At 54.3% G+C, this 17539-nt stretch carries 18 protein-coding genes; 16 read left to right on the top strand and 2 right to left on the bottom strand.

The genetic code is table 11. From position 1 onward, the window contains the following. Window positions 1-72: 72 nt before the first annotated feature. Window positions 73-852: an IclR family transcriptional regulator gene (locus tag Q8O73_RS17700; protein ID WP_305559527.1), complete on the bottom strand. Its 780-nt coding sequence runs from the start codon at window positions 850-852 to the stop codon at window positions 73-75. 165 nt (window positions 853-1017) lie between these two features. On the opposite strand from Q8O73_RS17700, the gene Q8O73_RS17695 reads away from it, so the two are divergent. The 15 genes from Q8O73_RS17695 (at window position 1018) to Q8O73_RS17625 (ending at window position 15669) form a co-directional block, all read left to right on the top strand. Then, complete coding sequence (locus Q8O73_RS17695; RefSeq protein ID WP_305559526.1) at window positions 1018-2538, top strand: ABC transporter substrate-binding protein; 1521 nt, start codon at window positions 1018-1020, stop codon at window positions 2536-2538. A gap of 25 nt (window positions 2539-2563) precedes the next feature. Continuing rightward, complete coding sequence (locus Q8O73_RS17690; protein WP_305559525.1) at window positions 2564-3481, top strand: ABC transporter permease; 918 nt, start codon at window positions 2564-2566, stop codon at window positions 3479-3481. A 1-nt stretch (window position 3482) separates the two neighbouring features. After that, window positions 3483-4382 (top strand): ABC transporter permease, encoded by a 900-nt coding sequence (locus Q8O73_RS17685; protein ID WP_305559524.1) that lies wholly within the window; start codon window positions 3483-3485, stop codon window positions 4380-4382. Window positions 4383-4398: 16 nt separating this feature from the next. Next, complete coding sequence (locus tag Q8O73_RS17680) at window positions 4399-5385, top strand: ABC transporter ATP-binding protein (RefSeq protein WP_305559523.1); 987 nt, start codon at window positions 4399-4401, stop codon at window positions 5383-5385. Next, window positions 5382-6341, top strand: coding sequence for an ABC transporter ATP-binding protein (locus tag Q8O73_RS17675; RefSeq protein WP_305559522.1), 960 nt, complete (start codon window positions 5382-5384; stop codon window positions 6339-6341). Before Q8O73_RS17680 ends, Q8O73_RS17675 begins: the two co-directional genes overlap by 4 nt. Window positions 6342-6395: 54 nt before the next feature. Then, window positions 6396-7982, top strand: a complete 1587-nt coding sequence (locus Q8O73_RS17670; protein ID WP_305559521.1) for a gamma-glutamyltransferase family protein — start codon at window positions 6396-6398, stop codon at window positions 7980-7982. Then, window positions 7979-9370, top strand: a complete 1392-nt coding sequence (locus Q8O73_RS17665; RefSeq protein WP_305559520.1) for a M20 family metallopeptidase — start codon at window positions 7979-7981, stop codon at window positions 9368-9370. Before Q8O73_RS17670 ends, Q8O73_RS17665 begins: the two co-directional genes overlap by 4 nt. 373 nt (window positions 9371-9743) lie before the next feature. Next, window positions 9744-10112 carry a hypothetical protein gene (locus Q8O73_RS17660; RefSeq protein WP_305559519.1) on the top strand — a complete coding sequence of 123 codons (369 nt, stop codon included), beginning with the start codon at window positions 9744-9746 and terminating at the stop codon, window positions 10110-10112. 142 nt (window positions 10113-10254) lie between these two features. After that, window positions 10255-10488, top strand: coding sequence for a helix-turn-helix domain-containing protein (locus tag Q8O73_RS17655; RefSeq protein WP_305559518.1), 234 nt, complete (start codon window positions 10255-10257; stop codon window positions 10486-10488). Continuing rightward, window positions 10475-11221 carry a conjugal transfer protein TraL gene (locus tag Q8O73_RS17650; protein WP_305559517.1) on the top strand — a complete coding sequence of 249 codons (747 nt, stop codon included), beginning with the start codon at window positions 10475-10477 and terminating at the stop codon, window positions 11219-11221. The genes Q8O73_RS17655 and Q8O73_RS17650 overlap by 14 nt, the downstream gene beginning before the upstream one ends. Then, window positions 11221-11658, top strand: a complete 438-nt coding sequence (locus tag Q8O73_RS17645; RefSeq protein ID WP_305559516.1) for a hypothetical protein — start codon at window positions 11221-11223, stop codon at window positions 11656-11658. The genes Q8O73_RS17650 and Q8O73_RS17645 overlap by 1 nt, the downstream gene beginning before the upstream one ends. A 35-nt stretch (window positions 11659-11693) precedes the next feature. Beyond that, window positions 11694-12026, top strand: a complete 333-nt coding sequence (locus Q8O73_RS17640; RefSeq protein ID WP_305559515.1) for a hypothetical protein — start codon at window positions 11694-11696, stop codon at window positions 12024-12026. Window positions 12027-12038: 12 nt separating this feature from the next. Beyond that, window positions 12039-12344: a hypothetical protein gene (locus Q8O73_RS17635; RefSeq protein ID WP_305559514.1), complete on the top strand. Its 306-nt coding sequence runs from the start codon at window positions 12039-12041 to the stop codon at window positions 12342-12344. Then, window positions 12341-14755: a VirB4 family type IV secretion system protein gene (locus tag Q8O73_RS17630; protein ID WP_305559513.1), complete on the top strand. Its 2415-nt coding sequence runs from the start codon at window positions 12341-12343 to the stop codon at window positions 14753-14755. Before Q8O73_RS17635 ends, Q8O73_RS17630 begins: the two co-directional genes overlap by 4 nt. Next, entirely contained in the window at window positions 14737-15669 is a 933-nt protein-coding gene (locus Q8O73_RS17625; protein ID WP_305559512.1) for a hypothetical protein, read from the top strand. The genes Q8O73_RS17630 and Q8O73_RS17625 overlap by 19 nt, the downstream gene beginning before the upstream one ends. Before the next feature lie 23 nt (window positions 15670-15692). Here the strand turns inward: Q8O73_RS17625 and Q8O73_RS17620 are convergent, their stop codons facing one another. Beyond that, complete coding sequence (locus tag Q8O73_RS17620) at window positions 15693-16385, bottom strand: hypothetical protein (RefSeq protein ID WP_305559511.1); 693 nt, start codon at window positions 16383-16385, stop codon at window positions 15693-15695. A 43-nt stretch (window positions 16386-16428) separates the two neighbouring features. Here Q8O73_RS17620 and Q8O73_RS17615 point away from each other — a divergent pair, with 43 nt between their 5' ends. Continuing rightward, the gene (locus Q8O73_RS17615; RefSeq protein ID WP_305559510.1) at window positions 16429-17535 is read left to right on the top strand and encodes a hypothetical protein; all 1107 of its coding nucleotides are present in this window, start codon (window positions 16429-16431) and stop codon (window positions 17533-17535) included. Window positions 17536-17539 lie beyond the last annotated feature (4 nt).

Here is a 17539-nt window from a genome sequence, read left to right as displayed (position 1 = left end):
TCTGGCCGGTATCTTCAAGGAATGTCGGCACCAACACCAAGTCGCATTGCCCCCACATCTCGCACAACAACCTTACCGTGACGGTACAATCGCCTGCGCGGTTTCCACAATCAGCGGCACGATTTCCTGTTCGGCCTTTTCCATGGTCCAGCGGATTGCGGGCAACGAACAGTGAATGGCCCCAATCGGGGTTCCTTCAATCGAACAGATCGGCGCGGCAACGTTGATTTCATCGGGCAAAATTTCTTTTTGGGTCAGGCAGTAACCCTTTTCGCGTGCCATCAGGATATTTTCCAGAATCGCCCCGCGATCCATCGTGGTTTTGCCGGTATATTTTTTAAGTGGCCAGTCCTGAACACAGGCCCGGATCATGGCTTCGGACTGGCGGCTCAGAATCACCCGACCAGATGACGCATTCAGGGCAGGCACCCGCCGACCGATCACCGATGCCGCAAAACTGGTCCGGTAATTGGGCATCCGGATTACATACATGATGTCGGTTTCCAGCGGCTTGGCCATATTGATGGTTTGCTGGGTCTGGTTGCTCAGTTCAATCAGGCGGGGCATCGCCAATTGCACCAAATTATCCGACCAAAGATAGCTATAGGCCATCTCAAGATATTTCAGGGACGGTCGATACCGCCGGGTTTCCGGGTTTTTATCGAGATAGCCCAGTTGATGCAGCGTATTGACGAATCGCTGCGCTGCACTTTTTTCCAGCCCGGTTTCGCGCACAATTTCGGATAATCCCAGTTCGGAACGATCCTCGGAAAAAACAGACAAAATACGCATCCCCTTTTCAAGGGATGCCACATAAAGCGTGTCCTGACGCTGATTTTCGGTCTTTTTCATGTCGTAAACGTTCCCTCGTTTTCGCGTTCCGGATGAATTTGTTGATTGACTCTCCGGTTTTGTCTTCCTATCGTTTATCGATATACAGTAAACTGTATTATAATACAATACTAAGTGTCACTGGCATAAATGCCAGACAAAACACAAAATGTCATGGAGGCATTAATGAAAAAGCTGCTTGCGGGGGCGAGTATCATCGCCCTGACCATGGTTGCTGCCGGTTCCGCATGGGCTGGCAAGGCCGACGACACCTTGAAAATCGCCTTTAACAAGGAACTTGAAAGCGTCGACAGTTTTTACAACTCGGCGCGCGAAGGCGTGATCATGCAGCACAATGTCTGGGACGGGCTGCTGTATCGCGATCCTTATAACGGCGAATACAAGGGCAATCTTGCCACCGAATGGGAATGGATCGACGATGTCACGCTGGAACTTGTCCTGCGTGAGGGTGTCACCTTCCATAACGGTGAAGAATTTGACGCCGATGACGTCGTTTATACCGTCAACTGGGTCGTCGATGAAAAGAACGGCGTCAAGACCCAGCGCAATGTCAACTGGATGAAAAGTGCGGAAAAGATCGACAAATACAAGGTCCGCATTCACCTGAAGGCACCCTTCCCGGCCGCCATCGAATATCTCGCCGGGCCGGTATCGATTTACCCCAACGAATATTACGCCAAGGTCGGCCCGTCCGGCATGGGTGTTGAACCGGTCGGCACCGGCCCGTACAAGGTGGTAAAGGTCGAACCGGGCAAGCGTTTCGTTCTGGAAAAATTCGATAATTATCACAAGGACAGCCCCAAGGGGCAGCCGACCATCGGTAATCTTGATATCCGCACCATCCCTGATTTCAATACCCAGGCGGCCGAACTGTTTGGCGGCGGGCTGGACTGGATTTGGGAAGTTCCGGCCGATCAGGCGGAAAAAATGACCGCAATGGACCGCTTTACCGTCGCCAATGAAAGCACCATGCGAATCGGCTATCTGGATATGGATGCCGCAGGACTGACCGGCACCGAAAACAATCCGATGATGGATGTCCGCGTGCGTCAGGCAATTTACCACGCGATTGACCGTCAGGCGATCGTCGATGCATTGCTCAAGGGTAAATCCCGCATTGTCAATTCGGCCTGCTTTCCATCCCAGTTTGGCTGCACCGAAGACGTAACGTCCTATGACTATGACCCGGAAAAGGCCAAGGCACTGTTGGCCGAAGCCGGATATCCGGATGGTTTCGAGACAGATTTTTATGCCTATCGCGAACGCGATTATGCCGAAGCAATGATGAATTATCTCAATGCCGTCGGCATCAAGACCAACTTGCGGTTTTTGCAATACTCCGCCTTGCGCGAACAGCGCATGAAGAGTGGAACGCCCATTTCGTTCCAGACTTGGGGGTCCTATTCGATCAATGATGCCTCGGCCTTCACCAGCGAGTTTTTCAAATTCGGGTCCCTTGATCTTGCCCGTGATGAAGAGGTCAGAGACTGGCTGGATGTTGCCGACAGTTCGGTCGACCCCGAAACCCGCAAGGAATTCTATGCCAAAGCCCTGAAAAAGATCGCCGATCAGGCCTATTGGGTGCCGCTGTTTTCCTACAACTCCAACTACATCTTTACCAAGGATCTGGAATACAAGCCCGCCATGGATGACATCCCGCGGTTCTTCCAGATGAGCTGGAAATAATTTTCCAAAAACGGGGTAACGAACGGTGTTGGTTTTTACACTTAAAAAGCTGGGGCTTGCCTTATTGGTCGCCCTTGCCGTCTCCATGCTGAGTTTCGCCTTGCTGTATCTTTCCGGTGACCCTGCGGCGGCAATTGCCGGGGAAACCGCGTCGGATTCAGATATCGAGGCCATCCGCATATTTTATGGTTTTGACCGGCCCCTGCTTGTCCAGTATGGCGAGTGGCTGTTCAATGCAGTGCGCGGTGATTTCGGGCAAAGTTATTATTTTCAATTGCCCGTCGGACAACTCATAGCAGACCGACTCTCCGTCACGATGATACTCGGGGTGTGCGGCATTACCTTTGCCCTGCTGACCGCAGTGCCGCTGGGTGTTGCCGCCGCCGTTCGTCCCAACAGCCTGATTGACCGGGTGGCTCTTTTCATCTCGGTCATGGGACAGGCCATGCCCAGTTTCTGGTTTGGCCTCGTCCTGATTGTGATTTTCAGCATCCAGTTCCAGATCCTGCCACCTTCCGGGTCTGAAAGCTGGCGGCATTTTGTGATGCCGACAATTGTGCTGGGATATTACGCCATGCCCGGCATCATGCGGCTGACACGTGCCGGGATGCTCGATGTTCTCAGTGCCGATTATATCCGCACCGCCCGCGCCAAGGGTGCCAGCGAAATGCGGGTAATGTTCAAACATGCCCTGCGCAATGCCATCATCCCGGTTGTCAGTCTGGCCGCCGTCCAAATGGGCTTCATGCTGGGCGGATCAATTGTGGTGGAATCAATCTTTGCCCTGCACGGGGCGGGCTATCTGGCATGGGAATCCATCGGGCGTAACGACTTGCCGACAGTGCAGGCGCTGATCCTGATCTTCTCGCTTTTCTATATCGTTTTTACCTTCCTTTCCGATTTGTTGAATGCGTGGCTTGACCCCCGCATGAGGGTGGGCTGACATGGCAAAAACTGTTGAAACTGTGATCCGTGAACTGTCCGGTCCGACACCGGGACAAATTATGCGATCCAAGGTTTTCGGGCATCGCGGCCTGATGATCGGCGGGCTTGTCTTGCTGTTTGTCATTCTGGTTGCAATTTTTGCCCCGTTGCTGGCCCCGCATGATCCCTATCATCAAAATCTGATGATCCGGATGCGCCCGCCGGTCTGGTACGACAAAGGCACATGGGAACATGTTCTGGGCACCGATCATCTGGGCCGGGATTATCTGTCACGGCTGATCTATGGCTCCCGCATTTCGTTGGCGATTGGCCTGATCGCCGCCCTCATATCGGGCTTGATCGGCACCGCAATGGGGATCGCTGCCGGGTATTTCGGTGGCAAGGTCGATATGGTTGTGACCTTTTTGATCAATGTTCGTCTGGCCATGCCGGTCGTTCTGGTTGCCCTGGCCGTTGTCGCGCTGTTTGGCGGTTCGCTTCAGATCGTCATCATGGTTCTCGGTCTGTTATTGTGGGATCGCTTTGCCGTGGTGATGCGGTCTGCAACATTGCAACTGCGATCGATGGAATATGTCACGGCGGCCCGTGCCATCGGATGCTCCACCCGGCGCATCATCTTTAGCGAGATCATGCCCAACATCCTGAACAATCTGATTGTCATCGTCACCCTTGAAATGGCCCATGCCATTTTACTTGAGGCCATCCTGTCCTTTCTGGGGCTGGGTGTTCAGCCGCCAACCCCGTCCTGGGGCCTGATGGTATCCGAAGGCAAGCAGATGCTGCTGTTTGAACCCTGGATGATCACCATTCCCGGCGTTGCCCTGTTTGTTCTGGTGCTGGCGATCAATCTGATGGGCGACGGCCTGCGGGATGTTACCGCCCCTGAAAACCGCAATTAACCAAGGAGAGAGACAGATGGACAATATTCTCTCTGTACGCGGCCTGAAGGTCGATATTCCACTGGCCGCCGGAACCCTGCACGCGGTGCGCGGGATCGATTTTGACCTCGCCCGCGGGGAAACCCTGTGCATTGTTGGCGAGTCCGGAAGCGGCAAATCCCTGACATCCCTTGCCCTGATGGATTTGCTGCCCAAACGCGCCCAACGCACCGCCGATGTGATGGATTTCGCCGGAATTGATTTGCAAAAGGCAAGTAATCGACAGATGCGCAAATTGCGCGGCGACCGGATTTCAATGATCTTTCAGGAACCGATGACCTCGCTCAACCCGTCCTATACCATCGGCGACCAATTGACCGAGGCCCTGTTGCTCCATCGCAATGTTGGCAAGGCAAAAGCACGGGAACGGGCCATCGAATTGCTGGAAAAGGTCGGCATCACGGCCGCAGCCAGCCGTCTTGGCCAATATCCCCATCAACTTTCGGGGGGATTGCGTCAGCGCGTCATGATCGCAATGGCGTTGATGGGCGAACCGGACCTGATCATTGCCGATGAACCGACCACGGCACTGGACGTCACGATTCAGGCCCAAATCCTGCGTCTTCTGGTCGATCTGCAACGTGAAATGAATATGGCGATGATCCTGATCACCCACGATCTGGGCATTGTCGCGCGCGTCGCCGACAAGGTTGCGATCATGTATGCGGGCGAAGTTGTTGAATCGGGATTGTCGCGCGATGTCTTTATCAATCCCCAACATCCCTATACGCGCGGGCTGTTGCGCTGTATCCCGGTTCCGGGTCGGACCAGGCCCGGCGAACATCTGGGATCAATCCCCGGCATTGTGCCGTCCCTGATCGGGGAAAGTGTCGGTTGTGCCTTTCGCGGGCGGTGCGATGTGCCAAACGATGCCTGTGGCGGTGACATTCCCCAACGGTTTGACAAAACCGGCCATTTTTATCGTTGCGTCCATAACAATGCGCAACCGGAGGTCCGGCCATGACCCATGCGGTTCTTGAACTTCAAAACGTCTCCAAAACCTTCACGATCAAACAGGGGTTTTTTGGCAAACGCAAACCTCTCAAGGCGGTAAACGAGGTCAATCTGCGCCTGAACAAAGGCGAGGTTCTGGGGCTGGTCGGGGAATCGGGCTGTGGCAAAAGCACGTTGGCCCGTATTCTGCTTGGCCTTGAAAAACCGACCGAAGGACAGGTTCTGGTCGATGGCGAAGACATCACCAAACATGGGCAATCCTATCTGGCCCGCAAGATTCAGCCGATTTTTCAGGATCCTTATTCATCTCTCAATCCGCGCAAGAATATCGGCGATATCATTTCCCTGCCCTTGCGCGTCCACAAAATCGGCGACAGCCGGGAATGGGAAAAACGCACCACCGAAATCCTTGATTTTGTCGGCCTGCCCAAACGGGTCCTGAACAGTTATCCAAGCCAGCTTTCGGGCGGGCAGCGTCAACGTGTCGCCATAGCGCGCGCCCTGATCATGAAACCGGAAATCGTTATTTGCGATGAACCGACATCGGCCCTTGATGTGTCGGTGCAGTCGCAAATTCTCAATCTTCTGTCGGATTTACGCAATGAGCTGGGCCTGACCTATTTGTTTATCAGCCACAATCTTGCGGTGATCGAACATCTGGCAACCCGGGTCGCGGTGATGTATCTGGGTCGTGTCGTCGAAGAATCCAGCGCCGCATCGCTGTTTGCCGGGCCACAACATCCCTATACCACGGCCCTGCTGGAATCGGTTCTGACCCCCGATCCGGATTTGGGCGTGCCCGAAACCCATCTGGGGGCGGTCTTTCCCAATCCGATTGATCCGCCAACCGGATGCCATTTTCATCCGCGCTGCGCCAAAGTCATGGATGCCTGCCCCAAAACGGCCCCGCCTTCTTTTCAGCAAAACGACCATCGGGTGGAATGCCATCTCTATGCGCCAGGCTAACACCCCCTCAAACCGGTTTTGCCTCTCTTTCCGACATTCTGCAAAGTGACGTTGATGGATAATTTCTCCAATTCCCAGATCACCCGAAAACCTGTGGTGACAAAGGTCAATGGCGGCATTGTTGCGGCCCAGCACAAAGGCGGGGCACAAATTGGTGCTGCCATTCTGGCCGATGGCGGCGATGCCGTGGATGCCGCTATCGCCACCTCCTTTGCCATGGGTGTGCTGGAACCCTGGATGAGTGGCCCGGCCGGGGGCGGGGCGATGATGATTTATCGCGCCAACGAAAACCGCACCTATGCCCTTAATTTCGGCATGCGGTCCCCGGCGGGATTGAACCCGGCGGATTATCCCCTGAGCGGAACCGGCAAGGCCGGGGATTTGTTTCCGTGGTCCCGCGTTGTCGATGACCGCAACCAGTTGGGGGCAACTGCCATTGCCGTCCCCGGCACTGTGGCGGGCATGGAACTGGCCCATGACAAATTTGGCACACGACCGTGGCGCGATCTGATCCTTCCGGCAGCAGGTCTGGCCGACAAAGGCCTTGCCGTTGACTGGTATGCCGCCCTGATCATTGCCTCAAGCACCCGCGAACTGGCGGCTAATCCGGCGGCAGCGGCGGTTTTTCTCGAAGATGGCATCTGGCCGACCATTGCAGGCTGGACGGCCCTTTCGGACAAACGCATCCATCTTGCCGCCATGGCCCAAACCCTGCGCCGTCTGGCCGACAGGGGGCCACGCGAATTTTACGAGGGCGATCTTGCCGCCCAGATGGCTGCCGAGGTTCAGGATGCGGGCGGCTGCCTGTCCCTTGATGACCTTAAATCATACCGTGCAACATGGCAGGACCCGCTGGAAGTCCCCTATCGCGACGGCACCGTATTTGCCGCACCGTCACTGACAGCCGGGGACAATCTGGCTGAATGCCTGACAATGATGGGCCAGCAAACTTTCACCGGAAACCGCCCGACGGCAGAATTTTATCTGGCCTGTATCGATGCCTTGAAACGCACCTATCACCGGCGTCTGGGCACGATGGGCGACATGGATGACAGCCGTGCGCCAACCTGCACCACCCATTTCAGCGTTGTGGACCGGCACGGCAATATGGTTGCCGTCACCCAGACATTGCTGTCGATCTTCGGCTCCAAGGTGGTCCTGCCCGGCAGCGGCCTTTTAATGAATAACGGCATTCTGTGGTTCGATCCCGAACCCGGCAAACCCAATTCGCTGGCACCAAACAAACGGTGCCTGATGAATGTTTGCCCAGCGATTGGACAGATCAGGGATCGGCGCTTTGCCATTGGGGCATCGGGTGGACGCAAGATATTGCCCGCTGTCTTGCAACTGACCTCTTTCATGATGGATTACAGCATGAGCCTTGAGGATGCCTTTCATCAACCTCGCATCGACAGCAGTGGCGGCGATACCGTGATTGCCGATCAAAACCTGTCGCCCGATATCCTGGCCCGTCTGCGCGACCAGCACCAATGCGTGACCACACGCCGCACTGTTTTCCCTTATGCCTTTGCCTGTCCGGCCGGGGTCGAACGCCGGGGCAATACCAATCAGGGCGCCACCGAAATCATGTCGCCCTGGGGCGATGCCATCGCCGAAAACACACAGGAAGAAACGCAATGACAACGCGCGCCAAAACAATTGATACCATCACCCGTTATTTTGATGATGGCAGCTTTCTGGACGAATTGACCCGTCTGGTTGAAATCCCGACCGAAAGCCAGAAGCCCGAACGCATCACCGAACTGTACCGGTATCTCGATGAACAAATGATCCCGCTTCTGTCCGGGATGGCATTTTCAACCCGCGTCATGGAAAATCCCAAAACCGGCTTTGGCCCGTTCCTGTTTGCTGAACGCCACGAAGACAGCACCTTTCCGACAATTCTGATCTATGGGCATGGCGATGTCATTCATGCCCAGCAGGGTCAATGGCGCGATGGTCTGGATCCCTTTAAAATTACCGTCGAAGGCGACCGGATTTATGGCCGCGGCACGGCAGATAACAAGGGGCAACATTGCATCAATCTTGCCGCCCTTCGGGCCGTGCTTCAGGAACGCGGCACGCTGGGATTTAACTGCAAGGTTATTATCGAAACCGGCGAGGAAACCGGTTCTCCCGGTCTCGCCGAATTGTTCACCGAACATCGCGATCTGTTTGCTGCCGATGTTCTGATTGCCTCGGACGGCCCGCGCCTCAGCCCGGAACGCCCGACCCTGTTTATGGGATCACGCGGCGCGATCAATTTTGCCCTGTCGATCAAATATCGTGATGGCGGCCATCATTCCGGCAATTGGGGCGGTTTGCTGCGCGATCCGACCATTGTGCTGGCCCATGCGCTGACCACCATCACGGATCGGCGCGGCCAGATCAAAATCCCCGAATGGCGTCCCGACAGCCTGACACCCGAAGTGCGCGAGGCCTTAAAGGATTGCCCGATCCGCGACAGCGAAAACGGCCCGGCCATCGACCCGGACTGGGGCGAAGAAAGCCTCAGCCTGTCGGAAAAGGTCTATGGCTGGAACAGCTTTGCCGTGCTGGCCACGAAAACCGGCAATGCCGACCGGCCTGTCAATGCGATTGCTCCGGACTCCATCGCCCATTGTCAGTTGCGTTATGTTGTCGGCACCGATCCCGAAGATATCCTGCCCGCCCTGCGCCGTCATCTTGATCATCACGGCTTTACCGATGTCGAGATCATCCCGGCAGACAAGGGCTTTTTCCGCGCCACCCGCCTGGATCCCGATCACCCGTGGGTTGAATGGGCGAAAAATTCAATCATCACGACCACCGGCCTGCGCCCGGCAGTTCTGCCCAATCTGGGCGGATCCCTGCCCAACGAAACCTTTGCCTATATCCTTGGCATGCCGACCGTGTGGATCCCGCATTCCTATGCCGCCTGCTCGCAACACGCCCCCAACGAACATATCCTCAAAAGCCTGAGCCGCGAGGCACTTCAAATCATGGCCGGGATATTCTGGGATTTGGGCGTGAATGCGCCGGGACGGTAAACAGGTGTACTGACCGGAGCCCCAAACAAAAACCCTGCCACCGATGAAGTGACAGGGTTTTTATTGGTTGCGGGGGCAGGATTAGGTCTCCCTTCGGTCGCCCAGCTCCGCCCTATGGGCTCCGCAAAGAACCTTGGCAAACAGGCATTGGCCTGTTTGCGATCTTCCCATCCATCTGCACCCGGCAAACGAACAATAAAAAAGCCCGCCACGAGGGCGAGCTTTTTGATGTTGGTTGCGGGGGCGTTCGCCCAAAAGATTTTAAGACCTGCGAGTTAGGGATATATCCCTAAAGAAAACTTTCACTCGCAATGCGATGCAACCCTAAACCGCTCTTCCTTGTCAAGTCGTTAATGACCTGATGGGGTTTTAGATGGTCGCCATTTGGGGGCAGGCAAAAATCGAATTCATCGCCTTGCGCGGTGAGATTTTTGATGAGCATGGGAAAGGTAAATCCAGACATCGGATTTACCACGATCTGCGCGTGGCGGGTCGCATAACCATGTCCAAGCGATCATTCTATTTCTGGTTCAACACCCTGTTGTCCAGCCCCTCCTCCATCTCTCTCCCGAAATCCGTCCTAAAAGCATCGAAACAGGTGACTGCACCCGTTTCGTCTTTGCCCAGGCGTATGCCCTCACCCAGCGGGCCATCAAACTCATCAACAATTGAAGGTCGCATGACGCCAGTTTCCTTAGAGTTCTGGGACGACGACACGCAACCGAATGAGGCCGAACAATGACCAGAGTGGTTATGTCCTGCGGCAACGATCCTCCCCTCTTCCCGGGCAATCACAGTCAGGTTTCAGGCGATAAGGACAGAAAACCAGAGGGGAAATTCATGAAGCATATTTGTCGCGCACCAGTTCTGCCATTGGAGGTCGAATGAGCTGGCAGGGCGATTATCTGACCTTCCACCGTCGTATCCAGGAGCAGCGCAAGGCACTTGGATTGGCGCAGCCAAAGGCTGCCGCCATTGTTGGCGTGTCCGAACGAACCTATCGCAATTTTGAAAATGGCGTCGGTGATCTGGATGCCGCAAAGCTATTCAAACTCGCCAACGAGCTTGGCATCAAAATCATCATTTCAGACGGAGTTATCGCCGATGGCGTTGATTAACATCACCTTGCAGGGCAAAGGCGGCGTTGGGAAATCATTCATCAACAGCCTGTTGATGCAATATTACCATCAAAAAAACATTGAAGCACACGGGTTCGATACCGACCCGGTGAATCAGACCCTTGCAGGTTACAAGGCATTCCCGGTCAAGGTCGTCATTCTTGGCGAGCGCGAAGATGAAATCAATCCACGATTTTTCGATGATCTGATCGAAGACCTTGTCGCACTGCCAGAAAACGCGGTCGCAAACATCGACAACGGATCAAGCACGTTCCTTCCGTTACTGTCTTACCTGCTTGAATCACAAGTGCTTACGATGTTGCGTGAATCAGGTCATGACGTGCGACTGCATTGCGTACTTGTCGGCGGCCAAGCCCTTGATGACACCATGCGCGGGCTTGCCGAAGTTCTTGTTCACCTGCCCGATATCCCTGTTGTCGTGTGGATCAATGAATTCGTTTATGGCCGGGTTGCGAGAACCCGACCCGGCGCAGAGCCGGAAGGCTTTGAACAATCGGCGCTCTACAAGAAAAACAGTGCCCGATTTCATAGCCTTGTTCGACTTCCGGCAGTGCGTCAGTCCACTTATGGCCATGACATTGCCCAGATGACTCAAGCGCGTCTGACGTTCGACGAAGCGATCAGATCTGAACATTTCAAGGTCATGGCAAAACAGCGCCTGAAAACGACATGGCGCACGCTCTTCAATATCATGGAAGAGGCGATGTTGTGATGTCTTCTCTCGACGACATGCCGCCACTTCCAGACAGCATCGACACGTCCGATGAACTGCGCACTTTCTTGTGGAAAAAACATGAGGTTTCGGTCGGCAAAGATGATCCGATCCTGCTTGTTTTCACAATGTTGCGCATCGCTCTCGATCAGCAAGAAAAGCTGAATGAACGCACACGCCGGGATACCGAAAAAGCTGTTCAGGCTGCGGCGGACGGTTTCACCCGCGACGTAAATGTTTCGATCCAGACCTTCAAGAATGAAGCCATCGGCGATGTGGTGCGCGAACGTGTCGAAGCCATGAACGAGGCCGCGAGACAGGCCGACCGTGCGACGGCCAACTTCAAAAAATCCCTATTCGCTCTGGGAATCCTGACCGCCGTGAACTTGCTCGCCGCGTTCTTCACGCTCGGCGTGCTGTTCATAACCATCCGATAGCACCAGTCCCAAAATTGAAAAACGACGAGGAAAAAATGAAGACCAAACATCTTTTAACGATAGCGGCCCTTGCGGCGATTGCCACGATTGCCATCACCGATCCGGCACTTGCTCAGGGCATAGACCTTGGAGGCAGTTCCGGTGACACCAAATGGTACAGCTTCATTGTCGAGGGCCTTAAACTGATTTCAGAAGGTGGCGGAGCGATTATCGTCGTTCTTCTTGGCCTCGGATTGTGTGTCTGGGGGGGCTGGGGAGCTGTCACCGGTAGGCTTGATGCACAACAGGCACTGACCAGGGTTATTGGCGGGATTATTGGTGTGGCATCCCCGACGATTGCCGAACAAATGCTTTCCTTCATCAGCTAACAGGAGCGTGAGATGAAGGCGGCAAGTGTAGTGCAGGTTCACATTCAGCATGAAATGACATTGGCCGGTTTGCCAATGAGGTTGATTGTGCTGGTCGTGATTGGCGGGGCGCTGGCGCTCCTTATTCCGCTTTTACTGCGGTCATTGGCAATTGCCATTCCAAGCGGTGTCATTGGCATCGCCGGTAGCTGGTTCATATTGCTCGGCAGATATCGCAAAAACCCCTTTTACGACAAGGAACTGATGCTTGCGCCGCGCTTCTGGACGAAGCGTCGGGGGACGAACAGCATCCTTTCAACAGGAGGATGTCGCAAATGATCTGGACCGAAGTTGTCGCAACAGGTCTCGTTTCTCTCATGGGGGCCGGTCTTGTCATCCCGGCAAGCCGTAAATTCATGCTCGGCGATCTGAAACGGGACTGGCTGCAAGACGAACTTGAACTGGTTTGCATCGATCACAACGATGCCGTGACCGGTCGAAATAAAGACGGTTCGCTCTTCCGTGTCTGGCACATCGAAGGCACGAGTTACGATGCCCGGGTCGATGCTGAACAACATACCATGATGCTTGGGCGATCCGATTTGTTCTCAGATCTTGGCAAAGCCGGATTGTCACATCGCCTTATCAGCGTAAAGCGAAGACGCTTTATCGACAGTCATGCTGCATGGCCGAATTCTGTACTTGATGAAATCGGCAAGGCCGAAGCTGGCCGCTTTAAATCCAGTTATTTTATCGACTGGTATCTGGTGCTGACAGGCACGGATATGCAGGCTCTGGCCGACGCCGATGACAAGATTCAGGCAACAATGTCGGCCTATCGTCCCGTCTTGCTTCAAAAGCCCGAGGCCGAAGATGAACCTTGTTTGTTGACCGGTTTCCTGAACGGTCTGGTCAGTGGCGACTATCGCCGTGACCTTCGGGCGTCCAGTCGCAATCTGTCGGGCTGCCTGCCTGCTTCAGATATCGCTTTTGACAAAATAAGCGGCACTATAACAACTCATGTGCCGCGACAGCATGTTCAGAAAATCATAACTGTCACCCACTGGCCTGAAGTTCTGACGGCGCAATTCCTGAGCGAAATCATGGCCCTTGAGGGGGACATGGAAATCAGCCATGTCTGCGAACCTTGGGGGCGGGAACAGGCATCCATTTTCTTCGCCCGACGCCTGCAATCTGAAATTGGCAAATTTTTTGGAAACCCTGCGGCGGCGAAGGAAACGCAGGCCATAATTTCACTGTTGAAGGAGAACCACACCTCTCTCTTTGCAACGCAATTTTGCATCATTCCCCGTGCAGAAAACGAAGAAGCTCTCGACGCACTCATTCGCGAAATCTGCATTATCCTTGGTGATCGGCGGATAGGTTATTCCATCCAGACGGCTGGTGCGCCGTCGTGCTGGTTCAACCGCTTGCCCAAACCGACCAAAGGTGGATTATTGCCACCGGGCGGGCGGATGATGGCAAGCCTTGACCTCCGCGACCAGAATATTGCCTCCGTCTGGGCGTTTCCCCACTCCCCCAACGGCCTTGCAGAAAGTCCTCTTGGCCCCGAACCAATCAGGTGGTTTTCCACGCCGTCAGGGCAAAGCTATTCTTTTCAATTCCACGTCGTCAACAAACCGCTATCCCTTGCGAACTTCCTTGTGTTCGCTCCGGCAGGCAGCGGCAAGTCCACCCTGATGATGCATTTGTTGGGCGGGCTTGCGAAATTCAGGAATGTCCGTTCCTACCTCTTTGACTCTCAGGAAGGGTCACGCTTCATGGTGGAAGCGATGGGCGGCATTTACATGGGCTATGACGAACTGGCCCTGAATGCACTGGATGTTGGCGAAGACACGCCTAAAAACCGGGAACGCATCCGGTTTATTCTTAAGTCCCTTGCCGCTATCGATCTTGATAGCGACGATATGAAGGCACTCGACAAGGCGGTTGAACTGGCGTTCACACTTAACCCGCCAGACCGGACCTTAAGTGCAATTTACCCTTATGCTTTTGCCCGCCGGTCCAATTTGCGCGACGCATACGCGCAATGGGTGGTTGACGACAAGGGTAACAAGGGCATTCGCAGCCATATCTTTAATTCGCCTCATGACAGCCTGTCCGGAATGTTGAGCCAATCACATATGGTTGGCATCAACATGAACCAGGCACTGGCCGACCCCAGTTTGGGTGCGCCAATTGTGGCGCATATTTCCGAAGCAATTTTCCATTCCGCTACCGAAATCGCGAAAGCGGCAGGGGAAGGCCGGGGTGGTTTTATCATCACTATCGAAGAAGCGGCGCGTTTGCGTCAAAACCCGGGCTTCCGGGATTTGAGCAGCGTGATGTATCGCGAATACCGCAAACTTGGCGGTGTGGTCGGCATGGTGTTTCAGGATCCTGCCGCCCTGACAAAATCCGAGGGCTATGAAGCCATCATTGAGAACACCGCCACCTTTATCTTTTTTCCGAACTCGAAAGTGACGGAAGAAAGCCTGATCCCCTTCAATCTCAATGAAGAACAGATTCAGTTCATTCGGGGCCGTACCCGGAGCCGCAAAAAGAACGACAGACGTGTTCTGATCATCAAGCGCGACGAAACCAGCGGGTACGAGGAAAGCGTCATCCTTGATGTCGATCTGACGCCGCTTGGCAATTCAGCCCGGTTTTACAAGAGCGGGCCGGGTGCAAACAACCATCTTGCGCAACTCAAACAGAAGTGGGGCCCGGAATGGACAAACCACATCTGAAAAGGCGCGGTCTGAAAACCCTTCTGCTGGCCGGGGCATTGATTTTGTCCCCGGTCGCGGCCTTTGCCACCTATCCGGTTTTTGATGCCACATCATTTGTCAAGCTGACGGAGCAGTTCAACAGCCTGCAAAAACAGCTTGATCAGATGATGAAGCAAACTGAAATCCTTGGCAAAATGAGCAAGCTTGCCCAGGACCAGATCGATTCAATCGGCAAGCTTGGCAACATCACCATGCCAATTGTCAATCTCGCCAAATTGGGGATGGCCGTTTCAAAAGATGCCCGCTGCCTGCTGCCCGATCTCTCGGGCCTGATGCCGGGGATCAATCTTGACGAACTTGATTGGGAAAGCATTTGCGCCCGCCGCAGCTTCTATCAGGAAATGCTGTGGTTCGATCCGAATGATCCTGACAGTTGGAAATTCGATGATGGCTCCGCTCCTGAAGACTGGTCCTTTCCTGAAGGCGGAAACTGGGGCGCGAATATCAATGCCGGAGACTGGAAAAACCCGGATGCCTCGCCAGAAGCAGAAATCGCTTACAAAATTGCCCGGGATCGCGCCCGCGAACAGGTTCTGCATCGCCAGAATGTGATCGTCAAAGACGCCATCAATACCGGCCTTTCACAGTCCGATCAGATTATTGATCAGGTTGAGGTCAACGAACAGACTGTCCAGGAACTGGAAGCTGAGGCCGATGCGTCGGAGGATGTGAAAGAACTTCTCGCCGTCCAGAACAAGATTTTGCTGCATCAGAACCGCCAGCAAGTGCAGGCCCAACAGCAACGCGCCCAACTCATTCGCATTCAGGCGGCAACCTTGATGAAGCTGATGCCGCCCGAGGCAACGCTTGATGAAGCATTAGGCAAAATTGACGCTCCCGGTGGCAGCAATAGCGCAGGAGGTGGTGAATGATCCCTCTTTGCGTTTACGGCACTTCACTGAAGGTCCTTGATGATCGTTTCAAGTGCGTCGCGGTCGGCCTGACTGAGCGTATCGCCATGCTTGGCAAGATAGTTCGAGACGACAGCGCGACTTTGTTCGTTCTTCTTGCCACTGCGAATAACACTGTTGGCAAGGATCGTGTCGTATTCCTTCACCTGATCTGGCAAACGCCAGTCGGGCAGATCGTTGCATTCGCCGGTGAAGATATTTGCATTGTAATATCCATGTTCCGCTCCCCACGGATGGACATAAATCCGTGTTTCACAGGCTTTTGCAGACCACTCGTTCCAGGCATCAGCCACCGGGCGATGGCCCGTCCAGCTATCTTGCATCAGGCCAATGATGTTCTTGTAGATGCTGGCCCACAAGTCATATGTGCGGCTCAGGTCGTGGCAGTATTCCATGAGTTCGCGGTCATCCTCACCTTCAAGGGTGAGGTCTTCAATAGTGGTGGCGCTACGCGAAAGCCATTGAGAATCCCAGCGGTTGTAATCTTCATTTTCACTGCATTTCGCATATTCAGCGTCGTACTGCTCGCCTGTTTTCAAATTATTCCAGAACGACACAGCCCGGTCAAAATCGAAAAAATCGTTGTGTTGCGGTGTTCCGCTCATGAACCGCGCTTGTGCTGTTTCGATTTGCAAGAAGGAAAACATAATGGCCAGAAACCCTGAACAAACAATCATAACCGCCCCCTTCTGCGCAACCTGTGATGTCGCGCAGAAATATGTGGAAAAAGCGAAGGATTTCGTGGTTTCGCTGTCCGATGTTCTGTCGGATGGAATGATCAAGGTTTTCATCGCCGTCGTCGCTGTCTGGTTGATGGTGCAGGGTATCAAGATGATACTTGGCCGGGCTGATCTTGCAAGTCTGTGTAGAGAAATATTCTTCGTGATTCTAGCAGGAGGATTGCTCGCAGGCCAGCGTGTAGATCTCGCCGGTGAGGGTTCCGGTCTGGTCATAACCATTTATGACATGGCTATCGGATCGATGACGGCGGCGGCCAGTACCGTGCTGATCGCCGCTGGCAATGTTTCCGGCACCGACTGGACGGCAGGCGGCACAGATCATTATAGCGGCGTGACGCTTCTTGTTTTTGCCTCCGAACGCGGATTCATGAAGGTCCTTGATGTCGGTTTCGAGCTTTGGAAATCCTTATCGGTTGGCAACCTGACGGGGCCATTGACCGGTGTTTTGATCATCATTCCGTGGTTCCTGCTGATCGTCGTCTATTTCAGTCAGGTTATGGTGACGCTGTTCCGGGTTGCCGTTATCGCCGGACTGGCTCCTTTCGTCATGCTTGGTGTCGGGTTCCAGTGGAGTCAGGGGATGGTCTGGAAAGGGCTTAAATCCCTTATGGCGGCGGGAATGGTTCTTTACGGGTCAACGCTTGCAATCGGCATCTGCCTTTATGCCGTTTCAAGTCTTGAAATTCACACTGGCATTAATCCCGGATCGTTCTTTACGAGCAACGGTTTTCTGGCGGTCATTCTGGGCGTGATGGGGACGGTTTTCGTAACCGAAGCCACAGCCGTCGCCAATTCCATCGCTGAATCACAGTTCACCAATACTGCTGCCGCATCGATGGCGGGGGCGGCTATGGGGGCTGGCCTGTATATGGCGAAAAAGATTGGCCCCCCGGGTCTCAGACAAGCCCTCAATTTCGCAGACAAGGCAACCGGTGCCGCACAATCAGGATTGGATGCAACCCGGCAGGTGCTGTTCAACGATAGCGCAGTCAACGATCTGGGCAAATTCGGTCGCGGATCCTCTTCGGGAAGTTTCGACGATTACCTGAACACGTTGCGGCGCGGCGGCGTTTCCAAAAACGGATGAAAGA

The organism is Thalassospira sp. (assembly GCF_030690045.1).
Taxonomy (GTDB): Bacteria; Pseudomonadota; Alphaproteobacteria; order Rhodospirillales; family Thalassospiraceae; genus Thalassospira.
Note: the sequence above shows the minus strand (reverse complement) of the source record. Positions and strands in the feature narration are given on the sequence as shown.

Bases quoted from the DNA above. Each gene is read 5' to 3' on its own strand.
- Q8O73_RS17700 (WP_305559527.1), bottom strand. From the start codon at position 852: ATGAAAAAGACCGAAAATCAGCGTCAGGACACGCTTTATGTGGCATCC.
- Q8O73_RS17695 (WP_305559526.1), top strand. From the start codon at position 1,018: ATGAAAAAGCTGCTTGCGGGGGCGAGTATCATCGCCCTGACCATGGTT.
- Q8O73_RS17685 (WP_305559524.1), top strand. From the start codon at position 3,483: ATGGCAAAAACTGTTGAAACTGTGATCCGTGAACTGTCCGGTCCGACA.
- Q8O73_RS17680 (WP_305559523.1), top strand. From the start codon at position 4,399: ATGGACAATATTCTCTCTGTACGCGGCCTGAAGGTCGATATTCCACTG.
- Q8O73_RS17675 (WP_305559522.1), top strand. From the start codon at position 5,382: ATGACCCATGCGGTTCTTGAACTTCAAAACGTCTCCAAAACCTTCACG.
- Q8O73_RS17670 (WP_305559521.1), top strand. From the start codon at position 6,396: ATGGATAATTTCTCCAATTCCCAGATCACCCGAAAACCTGTGGTGACA.
- Q8O73_RS17665 (WP_305559520.1), top strand. From the start codon at position 7,979: ATGACAACGCGCGCCAAAACAATTGATACCATCACCCGTTATTTTGAT.
- Q8O73_RS17660 (WP_305559519.1), top strand. From the start codon at position 9,744: ATGGTCGCCATTTGGGGGCAGGCAAAAATCGAATTCATCGCCTTGCGC.
- Q8O73_RS17655 (WP_305559518.1), top strand. From the start codon at position 10,255: ATGAGCTGGCAGGGCGATTATCTGACCTTCCACCGTCGTATCCAGGAG.
- Q8O73_RS17650 (WP_305559517.1), top strand. From the start codon at position 10,475: ATGGCGTTGATTAACATCACCTTGCAGGGCAAAGGCGGCGTTGGGAAA.
- Q8O73_RS17645 (WP_305559516.1), top strand. From the start codon at position 11,221: ATGTCTTCTCTCGACGACATGCCGCCACTTCCAGACAGCATCGACACG.
- Q8O73_RS17640 (WP_305559515.1), top strand. From the start codon at position 11,694: ATGAAGACCAAACATCTTTTAACGATAGCGGCCCTTGCGGCGATTGCC.
- Q8O73_RS17635 (WP_305559514.1), top strand. From the start codon at position 12,039: ATGAAGGCGGCAAGTGTAGTGCAGGTTCACATTCAGCATGAAATGACA.
- Q8O73_RS17630 (WP_305559513.1), top strand. From the start codon at position 12,341: ATGATCTGGACCGAAGTTGTCGCAACAGGTCTCGTTTCTCTCATGGGG.
- Q8O73_RS17625 (WP_305559512.1), top strand. From the start codon at position 14,737: ATGGACAAACCACATCTGAAAAGGCGCGGTCTGAAAACCCTTCTGCTG.
- Q8O73_RS17620 (WP_305559511.1), bottom strand. From the start codon at position 16,385: ATGATTGTTTGTTCAGGGTTTCTGGCCATTATGTTTTCCTTCTTGCAA.